At 68.9% G+C, this 12,307-nt stretch carries 13 protein-coding genes; 6 read left to right on the top strand and 7 right to left on the bottom strand.

The genetic code is table 11. The features are described 5' to 3' along the window. The first annotated feature begins 28 nt into the window (after positions 1-28). Positions 29-505, top strand: a complete 477-nt coding sequence (locus OG406_RS05625; protein WP_329184433.1) for a polyketide cyclase — start codon at positions 29-31, stop codon at positions 503-505. Between the two features lie 203 nt (positions 506-708). Continuing rightward, complete coding sequence (locus tag OG406_RS05620) at positions 709-1,305, top strand: HD domain-containing protein (protein ID WP_164372288.1); 597 nt, start codon at positions 709-711, stop codon at positions 1,303-1,305. Between the two features lie 68 nt (positions 1,306-1,373). Here the strand turns inward: OG406_RS05620 and OG406_RS05615 are convergent, their stop codons facing one another. Then, a complete protein-coding gene (locus OG406_RS05615) occupies positions 1,374-2,057 on the bottom strand; it encodes a hypothetical protein (RefSeq protein WP_329184431.1) in 684 nt (227 codons plus the stop codon). A gap of 11 nt (positions 2,058-2,068) precedes the next feature. Beyond that, entirely contained in the window at positions 2,069-3,328 is a 1,260-nt protein-coding gene (locus OG406_RS05610) for a 2-isopropylmalate synthase (protein ID WP_329184429.1), read from the bottom strand. A gap of 265 nt (positions 3,329-3,593) precedes the next feature. Between OG406_RS05610 and OG406_RS05605 the strand changes: the two genes are divergently transcribed. Then, on the top strand, positions 3,594-4,241 hold the full coding sequence (locus OG406_RS05605) for an RNA polymerase sigma factor (protein ID WP_329184427.1): 648 nt from the start codon (positions 3,594-3,596) through the stop codon (positions 4,239-4,241). Between the two features lie 428 nt (positions 4,242-4,669). Continuing rightward, a complete protein-coding gene (locus tag OG406_RS05600; protein WP_329184425.1) occupies positions 4,670-5,131 on the top strand; it encodes a hypothetical protein in 462 nt (153 codons plus the stop codon). A 45-nt stretch (positions 5,132-5,176) separates the two neighbouring features. Here OG406_RS05600 and OG406_RS05595 read toward each other — a convergent pair whose 3' ends face one another. Further along, positions 5,177-6,082 (bottom strand): LysR family transcriptional regulator, encoded by a 906-nt coding sequence (locus tag OG406_RS05595; RefSeq protein WP_329184424.1) that lies wholly within the window; start codon positions 6,080-6,082, stop codon positions 5,177-5,179. Positions 6,083-6,170: 88 nt separating this feature from the next. Here OG406_RS05595 and OG406_RS05590 point away from each other — a divergent pair, with 88 nt between their 5' ends. Next, on the top strand, positions 6,171-6,635 hold the full coding sequence (locus tag OG406_RS05590) for an ester cyclase (RefSeq protein ID WP_267049323.1): 465 nt from the start codon (positions 6,171-6,173) through the stop codon (positions 6,633-6,635). Positions 6,636-6,698: 63 nt separating this feature from the next. Here the strand turns inward: OG406_RS05590 and OG406_RS05585 are convergent, their stop codons facing one another. The 3 genes from OG406_RS05585 to OG406_RS05575 all read right to left on the bottom strand — a co-directional run bounded on the left by OG406_RS05585 (position 6,699) and on the right by OG406_RS05575 (position 10,350). Continuing rightward, on the bottom strand, positions 6,699-7,964 hold the full coding sequence (locus OG406_RS05585) for a bifunctional class I SAM-dependent methyltransferase/NUDIX hydrolase (protein WP_329184421.1): 1,266 nt from the start codon (positions 7,962-7,964) through the stop codon (positions 6,699-6,701). Then, positions 7,957-8,817 (bottom strand): NUDIX domain-containing protein, encoded by an 861-nt coding sequence (locus tag OG406_RS05580; protein WP_329184419.1) that lies wholly within the window; start codon positions 8,815-8,817, stop codon positions 7,957-7,959. The genes OG406_RS05585 and OG406_RS05580 overlap by 8 nt, the downstream gene beginning before the upstream one ends. 798 nt (positions 8,818-9,615) lie before the next feature. Then, positions 9,616-10,350, bottom strand: a complete 735-nt coding sequence (locus OG406_RS05575) for an alpha/beta fold hydrolase (RefSeq protein WP_329184416.1) — start codon at positions 10,348-10,350, stop codon at positions 9,616-9,618. A 349-nt stretch (positions 10,351-10,699) separates the two neighbouring features. Between OG406_RS05575 and OG406_RS05570 the strand changes: the two genes are divergently transcribed. Then, complete coding sequence (locus tag OG406_RS05570; RefSeq protein WP_329184414.1) at positions 10,700-11,248, top strand: hypothetical protein; 549 nt, start codon at positions 10,700-10,702, stop codon at positions 11,246-11,248. 209 nt (positions 11,249-11,457) lie between these two features. On the opposite strand, the gene OG406_RS05565 is transcribed toward OG406_RS05570, so the two are convergent. Next, positions 11,458-11,832 (bottom strand): hypothetical protein, encoded by a 375-nt coding sequence (locus OG406_RS05565; protein ID WP_267049330.1) that lies wholly within the window; start codon positions 11,830-11,832, stop codon positions 11,458-11,460. Positions 11,833-12,307 lie beyond the last annotated feature (475 nt).

Genomic DNA, 12,307 nt, shown 5'->3' with positions numbered 1-12,307 from the left:
GGCTGGAGGAAGCATGTAAGGGTGAGGCATGACGACAGACCGATTTGAAGTCACTCGCCAGATCGCCGCATCCCCGTCGACGATCTTCGAAGTGCTGCGATCCCCGCAGGGCCACGTGGACATCGACAGTTCGGGGATGCTGCAGTCCGCAGAGGGCGATCGCGTGAGCGCGGTGGCGGACGAGTTCGTCGTCCACATGGACCGGGAGGCTCTGGGAGACCTCCCCATGGGCCGGTACGACGTCACGGTGATCGTCACCGGCTACGAACGGGACGCGCTCCTGGAATGGACGATCTCGGGCACCGTCCAGCCGCCCATCCGCCACCTCTACGGCTACCGCCTCGAACCCAGCCAGTGGGGCACCCTCGTCACGTCGTACTACGACTGGAGCCAGATCGACGACAAGTACCGCGAGGCCGGCATCTTCCCCGTCATCCCGGAGGCCGGTCTGCGCGCCACGCTCGGCATTCTCGCTCGCACCGTCGAATCGGTCGACCGCCCCTGATACGCGGCCGGGCGTCCCCTGATCCGTGCGGAGTCAGGAGCCCGGGCCCTGCGGTGACTCCCCTGCGGCAACTCCTCGGCGGGTGGGGCCGGTTCGTGGAACCGCCGGGTGCGGGGGAGAGGTACGTCCGCGAGTCTGGTGCCGCCACCACGGGCGTTCGTCTGGTGATCGAGCCGGTTGCGCCGATCTCCTAAGCTCGGGTGATGCAGACTCCAGGCCTCGCCGAGATCCGATCACTGCACGAGAAGTACGCGCCGAACACCGAAGCGCTCGACGTGGTCTTCACGCACTGCCAGATCGTCTGGTCCATCGCGAAGAGACTCATCCCTTCCGCAGGCCGAGAAGTCGACGAGAACCTTGTACGGGCCGGTTCCCTGCTCCACGACATCGGCGTCTACCGCCTCCTCGACGCATCAGGGCGGGTCGACGAACGCGGCTACGTGCGTCACGGACTCCTTGGCCACGAAATCCTCGCCGAGGAAGGATTCTCCGAGGAACTCTGTCGTTTCTGCTCCTGCCACACGGGAGTCGGACTGACGAGACAGGACATCGAACGGCAGGGCCTGCCCTTGCCGGCCGCCGACTATGTGGCGGTCACCGTCGAGGAGCAACTCGTCATGTACGCCGACAAGTTCCACACCAAGTCCACTCCGCCGAGATTCCTCACGGCAGCCTCGTACGCTCGGTACGTCGCACGTTTCGGCCCCGACAAGACGGCCGCCTTCGACAACCTGCGCGCGATGTTCGGCGAACCGGAGCTGACCGACCTGGCGGCCGAGCACCAACACGCACTGGTTTAGCGGCCGCGAGCCCGCCCGCCGCCGAGAACCTGGTCCACGACCGCTCTTCGCGGGCGGCAGGCGACCGATCACCAGCGCGCGGACGCCCCTTTCCGGCCTCCCACCGTGCGCAGGTGCTCCAGGTACTGGGCGGGGTCGGGTCCGTGAGCGAGGTCCTGGGCTCCGTGGCGGACGTGGGTCAACGTGCCGTCGGATGCGATGCGCAGCATGGTGGTGGCGTGGTGCGGGGTGTCGATGTCGCGCAGGGCGTCGGCGCTGGTGATGTGGATGTCGGGGCCGAACATCGTCGAGGCGTGGACGGCGGTGGCGGCGGGCGCCTGGCCGGTGCGGTTGGCGCTGCTGACGTACAGGCGGGGAAACCGTTCCAGCAGCGAGGCCAGGGGCCGCCAGCGGGCGCCGAAGAGGAGCAGGTGGCTGTCGCGCAGGGCGGGGAGGGCCCAGGGGGGCGGGGTGGCGTCCTGGTGCAGGGGCACCAGCAGGGTGACGTGTTCGGTGCGCAGCAGGTCGAGTGCCCTGTCGAGGGCGGCGGGCGTCAGGTCGAGTGCGGGGGAGAGGTCGGCCCAGGTGGTGTCGTCGTGGACCCATAGGGCGACTTCCTGGCCGGCGGGCCGCCCCTTGGCGTTGTTGACCACTTGGGGATCGGTGGCGGCGACGACGTACGTCAGGGGGCTGGGGTTGGGCAGGATCGCGGCCTGTCCGGCGGCCAGGGCGTCGGCGGCAGGGCAAGTGTCGGGCAGTGCGGTGACCGGCATCGGGAGTCCGTTCAGGCAGCGGGCGTGGGAGTGGGCGCGGTGGCGTCGGCGGTGAGGCCTTCGAGGTAGGTGGCGAAGTCCGCGTCGGCGACGACGGCCCGGCCCTGCCGGTAGGCGCGGTCCTTGACCCAGGCCAGAGCGGTACGCGTCTGGGCCGGGGTGAGTTGACGCCCGAGACGCTCGGCGACCGCGCGCAGGACGCGTTGGCTGGCGAGGTGGGTCAGCACCACGCTCGGGGCAAGGCCCAGGTGCTGCTCGGGATCGTAGGGCTGGAACGTCCTGGGGTGCGTGAAAGGGGTACCGGTCGAGATGCTGGCGACGCCGGTGCCCACGATGGGCGTGGTGACGGTGAGCGGGACGCCGGTCTCGGCGGACACCATCCGGGCGATGCCGGGCAGCCGGGTCAGGTCCGGCGTCGTCCACCACGGCACGCAATCGGGGCCGAGGACCTGCGCGGCCTTCGCCGGATCGTGGGCGAGCAGGAAGAGTAGTTGCTCGGTGGCCACCATTCCGCTGCGCTCGGCCATCCCCAGCCAGGAGCAGGCGGCCACCCTGGCCCCGCTCTCCAGCGCGGCCAGGGTGTTGGCCAGGCCCAGGCCCAGGTCGTTGTGCAGGTGGGAAACCAGTACCGCCTCCGGTCCCGCCGCGGTCGCCACCCGCTGGAACAGGGCCCGGGTCTGCCCGGGCAGCAGATCACCGACCGTGTCGGCCAGCACGATCGTGCCCGCGCCCTGGGCCGTCATCGACCCCGCGTACTCGCCGACCAGAGCGTGGTCCGCGCGCGGCGCGTCCACCAGGCACACATCCACGGCGACTCCGTCCGCCAGGTCCACGGCCGCCTTGACCACGTCCAGGCCACCGGCCAGGGCCTCACGGGCATTGCTGTGCACCAGGGCCTGCGCGGTCGCCTCCGACGCCGCCACGATCACCATCACGCGCGCGTGCGCCGCACCCCGGACCGAGCTCAGGGCCAGCCGCACGTCCGACACCGTGCCCCGGCAGATCGCCGCCGGGCTCACCGAACCCTGTGCCTCCAGCGCGACATGACGCGTCGCCTCGTACTCCTGCGCACACACCGAGGGGAAACCCGCCGCGAACACCACATGCCGCGGCCCGTCCGCTCCGAAGATCGCCCCCTGTTCCCGGGCCAGCCGCACCCGGAAGTCGGCGCCCATCAACGTTTTGGCCTGTGCTCCGTCTCGCGCCGACTCCTCGAAGAGCACCACCCGACCGGCCAGCGCCGACTCCCGCACCACATCCACTGACGCCACCACTCGACCCCGTCTCGACGCAATGGTCACGCACCCGGAACGGTGTGACCCCGCTCGCAGGATGGCAGACGAAACCCGCAAAGGCGGTGTAAATACCGATACAGGGCAGGTGGGTTGGGATCGTGGGATATCGTGCCGGACGTCGACACCGGCCGGCCCCCCGTTCTACGGTCCTCACGTCGGACACCACCGCAGTTCACTGAAGTACCTGGAGCGAAGTCGGCTTTGCGGGAACCTTCGGTCGGCTGCCGGACACGTATAGAGCATGGAACTGAACGACGCTGGTCCCGCCGTACCGGTCAGAGACATATCTGATCGCGAGCTGTGGACGAGGGCTGTCGACGGCGACCGGGAGGCGTTCGGTCGGATCTTTGACCGGCACGGGAAGGCCGTCTACAACTACGCCTTCCGGCGGACCGCGGACTGGTCCGAGGCCGAGGACGTCACATCGACCGTGTTCCTGCATGCCTGGCGTCGACGATCCGAGACCGTGCTGGACCGCGACTCCGCTCTGCCGTGGCTGCTCGGCATCGCGGACGGCCTGCTGTCGAACACCAGGCGGCGACTGCGGCGGGCCGAGGCGTTGCTGCACCGGCTCGTTTCGCACGACGAGTCGGTGGGCGACCACGCCGACCGTGTGGCCGGCAGGGTGGACGACGAGCTTCGCATGTCGGAGATCCACCGCGCGCTGGCTCGGCTGCCGCGCCACGAACGTGAAGTCGTCGAGCTCTGCGTGTGGTCGGGTCTGGACCAGCAGGCGGCCGCAGCGGTGCTGAAGGTGGCGGTGGGAACCGTCAAATCCAGACTGCACCGCGCGCGTCGGAGGCTCGGGACCGATCTCGTCGGCGATGCCACGGTCGCGGCGTCATTCAGTTCGAGGAATCCCGTCAACCCGAAGGAAGTCGCACGATGAATGACATGCAGGGCATTCCTGCGGCTCCTTCCGATCGTGATCTGCCGAACCACCGGCGGATCCGCGAGGAGCTACTGATGAAGATCGGTCCAGAGCACAAGGCCGCTTCGCCGCTTCGCAGGTGGGCAGTGCCGCTGAGTGTCGCGGCCGGTGTCGCGGCGGTGAGTGTCGCAGCCGTGTCCGCGTTCGGTGCGACCGGGCAGCCGAAACCGCGCGTCGCCGATCCCGCGCGGAGCGGTGAAAACCGGACGAGCGCCCCGTCACCGACTCCCAGCACAAGCCGCGGTTCCACGTCAGGAGGAACCCACTCGGAGTCGTCACCGGACGCCTTCACCATCACCAACGCGACCACGGCCCCGATCGATCCCGGGACCGTCTCCAAGATCCTGTCCTCCTGCCTGGGGCCGGACGCGTCGCAGTATCACGCCGTGATCGCCGTTCGTACCCCCGTGGTCTCGGACAACTCCGACGGTGTCGTCGTCGCCGTCGATTCCGCCGACCAGTACGTGCAGTGCGCCTCGAAGGGCGACAAGGGCAGCAGCCAGGACTCCCCACCCACCTTCATCAACAACCGCCTGTGGGGGACCGGCCGTTCGATCGAGTACTTCGACTCCACCCGCGAACCCGCCGGCAAGGGGCAGTACCTCATGCTGGGCGCGGGGCACTACACCACTGACGTTGCCAAGGTCACCGTCAGCTACGGCAACAAACCGAAGGAGTACCCGGCTGTCATGGCGGGCGGCGCGTTCGTCTACGCGGCAACTCTCCGTCCCGACACCCCTCCTGGCCCGCACTACGCGGGTCCGAGCCCCTACATCCATGCCTACGACGCAGCAGGCAAGGAGGTCTACGACCAGACGAAGGACCCGCAGCTCACCAGCGAGCCGTAGGACGGCGTCCCGCCCGGTGAGGTCGGCGCGCGGAGGAGGCCCGGGTCAGGCCTCGTGGAGGCGAGTCGCCTGATCCTGGAGGGCTGACACCATCGCCTGTGCCTGGGCGGAAGGGTGTGGTCGGGTCACGACGACGGTGGCGCGGCCGGGCCAGTGGCCGTCGGTGACAGGCACGGCGCGTACGCCCTTCGGCAGGGCGGGCAGCGCCAGGTCGGGGATGACGGTCAGGCCCAGGCCGGCCGCGACCAGAGCGAGGCGGGTCGACCAGCTGCGCGCGGTGTAGGCGATACGGGGGTCCGACAACGTCGGCCAGGCGCCGAACTGGGGCTCGCCCGCTGCCCCGTCGCCCACGATCCAGAGTTCCTGGGCCAGATCCGCCACCGTGGTGCCGTCATGGCCGGCGAGGCGGTGCGTCTCCGGGACGACGACCAGAATGTCGCCCTGGAGCACCGCTGCCTGCCGGAGTTCGCTCACGTCGTACTCCGGCAGGCCGTGGCCGACCCCGATGACCGCCACATCCAGCCGCCCGGTCCGCAGGCGGCGGAGCAGGGCGGGTGTCGATGCCTCCTCCAGGACGACGGCGAGACCCGGATGGCCGGAGGTCACCTGCGCCGTCGCTCGCGGGACCAGGGCCATGGCGGCGGTGGGGTAGGCGCCGACCGTGAGACGGCCCGCGAGCCGGTCGCGCAGACCGGCGAGTTCCAGCTCGGTCTCCGCCATGTCGGCCAGGATCTCCGCCGCGCGGCGGACGAGCACCTGGCCCGCCGGGGTGAGCGCGGCCCCACGCCGGCCGCGGTCGAAGATCGGCGCGCCCGCCGCCGCCTCCATGGCGGCGACCTGACGGGAGACGGCCGACTGGGTGTAGCCGAGCGTTTCGGCAGCCCGCGTGAACGATCCCGCGGCGGCGACCTGGTGAACGATGCGGAGACCCGCGAGGGTGAACTCGGCCATGATCGCGACCCTAACATGCGTATTCCTCATGGAAACGATGCCGAACCATCGTTGGACCGCATGCCTGGGGAGAGTGCAGGCTGGCGGTATGACACAGCGATACACACGAGACGAACTGGTGGCGCGCCTGGTCCGGGCCGGTGAGCTGGAGGTGTCGGGCGAGGCTCCGGCCGAGGCCGCGACGTACTTCGACACGGAGAAGTTCCGCTTCCACGGACCCGACGGCTTCGAATCCGACTTCGCCGGGCTCGACGCCTACTTCGCGTCAGTACGCGAGGCCTTCGACGACCGGTCGATCCGACGCGGCATCGTGGTGGCCGAGGGCGACCACCTGGCCTGCCAGACATGGATCGAAGGCACCTTCGTCCGCGAGTTCACCCAGTCACCCATCGGCCCGCTGCCCCCCAACGGCAAACGCGTCGTCTTCGACCTGATGAACATCTTCCGCTTCGACGACCGCGGACGCCTCGTCGAGGAGTGGGTACGCACCGACCATCACAGCCTCCTGCGCCAACTGGGCGCGGCGAGGGAGGGTCTCCAGGGGCGGGGTTAGTGCGGGCGGGGTGCTCCGAGGCGGTGCGCCGGCGCCAAGAGAATCCCTCGCCTGCTCCGAGGCCTACGAGCTGGGCCCGTGCTCCCGTTCACGGAGGACCGTCCGTCGTTGTTGGTGGGGGGATGCCGGGGTGAAGGGCGTGAAGTGCGCGGGTGTGTGGTCGATGGGCAGGTCAGGGCGCCAGGCTGTGAGGATCTGGGCGCTGCATACGAAGAGGCCGTTGGGGAGGCGGTCGAGGGGGTGCCATGCCCAGTCGCCTACGCTCTCGTCGGGCTGCGTGGCGGGTTCTCCCCGCCAGGCGTGAACGATCGCTCCGACGGTGATCCGCGGGACTCCCTCCACGTAGTCGACGAGTGTGCCCAGGAGCTGAACGTCGCCGAGCTCGGCGATCAGTCCGGTTTCCTCGGCGAGTTCGCGAACGGCGGTGGCTTCGAACGACTCCCCGGCTTCGACGGTTCCGCCCGGCAGTTCGAGGGTGCCGCGGCGATGGCGGCCGAGGAGGAGTCCCTGCTCGCCGAGAAGGATGGTTCCGACGCCGACGGCTGCGTGAGGGGTCGGTGGTTCGGTGGTGCGGGGGCGGCTGCTGATCCGTGCCGGCCGGTGCGTCAGCCGGCGGGCGTGGATGAGCTGTTGGATGACCGGGACGTTCTTGTCAGGGTGGTGCAGCAGGTCGATCGCCTCGACGCGGAAGCCGTACTGCGTGAGCAGGGCCTCCCACAACTGGGGTGCCAGTACCCACATCTGGGTGGCCAAAGGCGGGTCGTCGCGCAGCAGGATCATCTGTTCGCGTGGAGCCGGCTTCGTGGAGGGCCCATGACCGTGGAGGTCCGTGTGGAGGAGGGAGAGGACCAGCGGCGCTCCGGGACGCAGACCTTCGTACAGTGCCGGAAGGGCGCGGTGGGGGTCGATGAAAGCGAGCGTCCCGATGGCGTAGGCGGCGTCGAACGGTTCGGCATCGGCCAGGTACTCGGCGACGTCTCCTTGGGCGAACTCCACGTTCTCGATGTGTCCATGGGCGGAGACGGCGCGTTGGTGCTGGGTGGGGGACAGTTCGATGCCGGTGACGTGGGCGCCGTGGCCCTGCGCGAGGTGGACGGCGTGGTGGCCGGCTCCGGAGCCGATGTCCAGGACGCGTCGGCCGGCGATGTCTCCGAGGATTCCGACGCCCGGTCCGACGTTCTCCCAGGGTGTCCAGGAGATCTGGTCAGGGACCGACGGGGTGTAGGCGCGGGCGAGTTGGCGTCGCCCGTAGACGTTCCAGGCTTCGCTGTTGATGTCCTCGGCGGGCAAGTCGACTCCTCGGTGGGCGGCGTGACGCGGATCAGGCATGCGTGACGAGGTAGGCGGGGCCCTCGCCGCGGCGGGCTCTCTCGACGGCGTCGAGGCGGGCGAAGTCGCGAGGGGCCATCAGCACCTGCCAGTCGGGTAGGTCGTGGACGGCCCACATGTCGTGTTCGGCGGGATCGAGGCGGATCCGGCGGAGCTGATCGGCGCCGAGCCGGCCGCCGTCGAAGATGAGCCCTGCTTTGTCGAGGGACGTCTGGGTGCTGGTGCGCAGGAAGTACACCATGAGCAGTCGCGGCGTGTCCGCGTCGAGTTCGAGGCCGGTCTCCTCGAACGTTTCACGATGGGCGGTCTGGAGCGGGTCTTCTCCGACGTCGAGGTCGCCGCCGGGGAATTGCCAGGGCCGGGATCCGTGGACCGACCGCAACTGCACCGGCCGGTCGTGGTCGTCCCGTACGTACAGGCCGCCGTACATGGTGTGATGGGGAAGCGTCTCCGCGTACTGGGAGGGCGTCATCGGCGTGGGGCGGCCGGCCCGTGCGGTCCGGTGGTCGTAAGCGATGACGATGACACCGAGCGCTTCTTGGGCCGGCGGGTAGATCGCCCGGAGGCCGGCCAGGAGTTCGGCTCTCGTCGCGTCCGGGTCGATGCGGGTGTGGTCCTCCACGTTGAGCAGGGCCTCGAACGAGGTGTACGAGGTCACCCGGTTCACCTTGATGTCGAGTTCCCGGCCGCTGCCTCGGTCGTGGAAGACGATCGTGTCTCCGGCTGAGACATCGGCCTTCTCCGGGGTGGCGACGCGGACTTCGATCGTCTTGCGTCCGGCTTCGACCTGGTCGTAGGAGCGCGGAAGCAAGTGCATGTGGCGTTCGGGGGTGCCCGGTGCGGCGTCGGTCATGAGCCTCCTCATGTGCGGGTGCGGCCGGAGCGGCCCCACCATGCTTCCTCGAGGACGGGTCGGTCATGCCGGATACCGCCCGAGCTTTCCGACGAACGGTGTGTTTTCGACGAGATCGGCGATGGCGAGACCGTCGGGCAGCCGCCCCACCCGAGCGGCGCAACATGGGGGGAGCCCGAGGTGGTGTGCGAGGTGTGGAACTCCTCAGCCTCAGCTCGCGGCAGTACAAAGGAGCAGCTCGAAATTCCGCACCAGAGCACCGCTCGCACTGCGCCTCGCACCGAACGGGCGGCGTACCGGGCCACGGCGCGACAGCACCAGCGCCGTGGAAGAACCAAGAGCCGAAGCTCCCCAGTGCCTCGACGGCAAGTCCGGACGCGTATCGGATCTCGCAATGGACCTGCACGTAGTGATCGTGATCACCATCGGCGTCGGACACCTCGAACTGCCGAGTCAGACTCAGCGTGAGCGTCTGACAACCGTCGAACGAGTAGGTCCCGTACTGGAACAGAAGGCCATCACCATCGGGCGCTCCGAGACGTCGAACAGCCATCGACAGAAGCGGAGGAACGCCTGCCAGACCTTCTCCGCGTCAAGGCCGGCGAGTGCGGCATGCTCTGTTCCCCATTCACCTTCAAGCAGCCCCACCGCTTCGTCGGCCGACGGCCTCCGAGACATCCCCTCCCTCATCGCGGTGGCTCAGCCTATGCAATGGGAGCGCAGTCGAACTGATTGATTCCGGCCCGGAGCTGGGAGGCGCAGCGTTCGCCCAACCATCCGTGGTGCACTGGTATTTGGCTAGGGCGATGAGTCCGCGAGTGCCGTCATCTCCCGGAGGATGCGGGCCGTCGCATGGGGTGCTTCCAGCATCATGTCGTGACCGGCGGCGAGTGTCCGTACGGCGCAACCCTGGGCGACCGCGGTGGCGAAGGACGCGTCCAGACTGGGCAACGGCGGCTCTGTGTGCCGTACGTAGAACCGGGGGAGTGCTTCGAGAGGCGCGGGGTCGAATCGTACGGCCTCGGTTTGGCAGCGGAACGGGAAGGCCGTGAGGCGGGGACCTGCCCAGGCGCGGACCATTTCGTCGCGTACACCCCACTGCGACAGGAAGGCGGGGTCGGCCGGCAGGTACCAGCCTTCGCCGGCCGCGGCCACCTGCTCGCGATAGCGCCGGGCGACCTCCGGCGGTTCGACGTCCAGGAGACATTCACCCGGGCTCACGACGAACCCGCCGAGCCACACCACGCTGCTCAGGCGCCCTCGCGCGCGTTCCGCGACCGGGCCCGCCAGGATGCCGGAGTAGCTGTGCAGGACGAGGTGGACGTCCTGGAGATCCTCGTACCAGAGCAGATCCGTCACGTCGTCGATGTGGGTGGAGACTCCGACCGACGGCGACAACTGGCTGCTGCGCTCGCCCTGTCCCGTGAGACTGGGCGTGAACACCCGATGTCCGTGTGCCGTCAGGGCGTCGCGTACCTTTCGCCAGCACCATCCACCGTGCATGGCACCGTGGACCAGGAGAAAGGTGGCCATGAGCGTCACCTCGCGACAGTGGATCGGGGACGGTCGGCCGGCGGCGGACCAAGCCCCTGAGCGGTCATTACCAGTATGCGTCGACGCGTGAATCCATACGGAGAACGCCACGGGTGAGGTTCCGCTGTGAACGAAGGTCTGCGGGGTTCCAGCTGCGCTGCTGTCTGGATGTGCGCGGGGCCGACCTGCCGACCGCGACCGCCTCCTGGCTCCAGCTTGCCCGGTCATGCTGTGCGTGAAGGGTCATGGGCTTCGTGTACTGGGAGGTTCGGCGTTCTACGGCCGGAAGCCGTCGATTGCCCGGGTCGCCCCCTGCTCACGCCCCCATGTCCTTGGCTAGGGTGCGACCATGGCCAGCACTCGCGCCCATGAACCCGTCCTGCTGGACCCCAAGGGCCCGGTGATCACAGCAGTCGCGTGCGCCGTGGGCGCGGTCCTGTTCCTCGGCGCGGGAGGGGCCTCCGTCTACGTCACCGTCCGGACCGTCGCCGACCTCGATGCGACGGGCAGTGGGTGGGTGTGGGTCGGAGCCGGCCTCGCCCTGGCCGCGGCGTTCGTCGCCTGCGTCGGGTTGTCCACCCTCCTCTCCGCGCGTGAGGAACGGCGTGCCACGCTCCAACTCGCCGCGCTGGGCGTCGACGCGACCGCGCTGGTTCTGGCGGTCGCCTCCGCACCGCCGACCAACGACCACTACGACCAGGTCCGCCTCCTGATGCGCATCAGCGGCCCGGGTTTCGAACCCTTCGAGTGCAGCAATGAGGTCCCGCAGCACCGGTTCGGAAGCGCCACGCAGGGGACGGTGCTGTCGGCCCGAGTCGATCCGGTCACCCGAGCGTTCACCATCGAGCGACCGCCTACGCCCCCTGCACCGCCACCGGAGGCGCGTACCGAGGCGTGACCTGGTGGCTGCCGCTTACGAGACGGCGGGTTACACCGGCTGTTCAGGCTGTGTCCTGCTGCCGCGGGTGGATCAGTCGGTCGCGATGGACACTGAGGTTCGCGGGCGGGCCGACCGGTCGTCCTGCGACTGCTGGCGTTCGGTCACGGGTCCGACGGTCGCCGTACGTCACCGCGGTACGCCGACAGCGGCGGCCTCACGCGCCGAAGTCACCCGCAGTGGTATATGCGGTGCGGATCATGGAGGGCGACGGACGCCACGATGATCACGAGAGACAACCCCAACTGCCCTTTCAGAGCCGCAACCGACCGTTGCTTCGCCTCCGACTGCTGCAGGGGTATCCGATAGGCGAGCACGGTCGAAACCACGCTGATGATGACCAGGGCCATGACCGCGATCACCCTGAAGGGGTCGAACATCTCGCGCGAGGTGTCCGGCAATTCACCAGGAGAGATACAGCCGGTGCTGAAGGCCAGTATGAGCTCGCCGGGGTACCACAGAGCGGCGCCGACGCAGACCGCCTCCACCGCCACGAACGCCAGGCCCGACTTCCAGGCCGACCCTGCCTTCACACCCTCTGACAAGGTCAGCCCCTCTCGACCTGCACGTATTGAAGTGCGGACGAGTGTGGCACGACGTTCCTGGTCCAGCGGATCGGGGTGGGGCCTCCGTGCGCCTCTCAACCCGTCCGCCGCGCAGCCGATACCTGCGCTGGCTGCGTGGTCGGGAGCTTCGGTGAGCGGGCCGGGAGGTCCGGTAGCCGGCCTCTGCCCGCTCAATCCTTGGCGGACGGAATCCAACTGCGCGGGAGGACGAGACCCAGCAGGGCGCCTGTAGCTGCTGCGATGAGGACCACGATGAGGTCTGAAACATCGACCCCCAGTCCCGACTTCGCCAGCCGTGCCGTCCCGGAGATGATGACGCCTGCAAGGCCGTACAGAATGGCAACGCGTCTCCTGAAGCGCCAGTCTGGTCGATTCACGCTTGTTCCCTTCGGGAGTGATGTGTTGCCGCCCGCCGCGGTAGATGTGCCACTTACCGCCTCCGCACAGGGCTTGC

It is taken from the genome of Streptomyces sp. NBC_01428, assembly GCF_036231965.1.
Lineage (GTDB): Bacteria > Actinomycetota > Actinomycetes > Streptomycetales > Streptomycetaceae > Streptomyces.
The sequence above is the reverse complement of the archived record's forward strand: the minus strand, read 5'-3'. Positions and strand labels throughout refer to the sequence as shown.

Bases quoted from the DNA above. Each gene is read 5' to 3' on its own strand.
- OG406_RS05570 (WP_329184414.1), top strand. From the start codon at position 10,700: ATGGCCAGCACTCGCGCCCATGAACCCGTCCTGCTGGACCCCAAGGGC.
- OG406_RS05585 (WP_329184421.1), bottom strand. From the start codon at position 7,964: ATGCCTGATCCGCGTCACGCCGCCCACCGAGGAGTCGACTTGCCCGCC.
- OG406_RS05595 (WP_329184424.1), bottom strand. From the start codon at position 6,082: ATGGCCGAGTTCACCCTCGCGGGTCTCCGCATCGTTCACCAGGTCGCC.
- OG406_RS05580 (WP_329184419.1), bottom strand. From the start codon at position 8,817: ATGACCGACGCCGCACCGGGCACCCCCGAACGCCACATGCACTTGCTT.
- OG406_RS05620 (WP_164372288.1), top strand. From the start codon at position 709: ATGCAGACTCCAGGCCTCGCCGAGATCCGATCACTGCACGAGAAGTAC.
- OG406_RS05625 (WP_329184433.1), top strand. From the start codon at position 29: ATGACGACAGACCGATTTGAAGTCACTCGCCAGATCGCCGCATCCCCG.
- OG406_RS05605 (WP_329184427.1), top strand. From the start codon at position 3,594: ATGGAACTGAACGACGCTGGTCCCGCCGTACCGGTCAGAGACATATCT.
- OG406_RS05575 (WP_329184416.1), bottom strand. From the start codon at position 10,350: ATGGCCACCTTTCTCCTGGTCCACGGTGCCATGCACGGTGGATGGTGC.
- OG406_RS05590 (WP_267049323.1), top strand. From the start codon at position 6,171: ATGACACAGCGATACACACGAGACGAACTGGTGGCGCGCCTGGTCCGG.
- OG406_RS05615 (WP_329184431.1), bottom strand. From the start codon at position 2,057: ATGCCGGTCACCGCACTGCCCGACACTTGCCCTGCCGCCGACGCCCTG.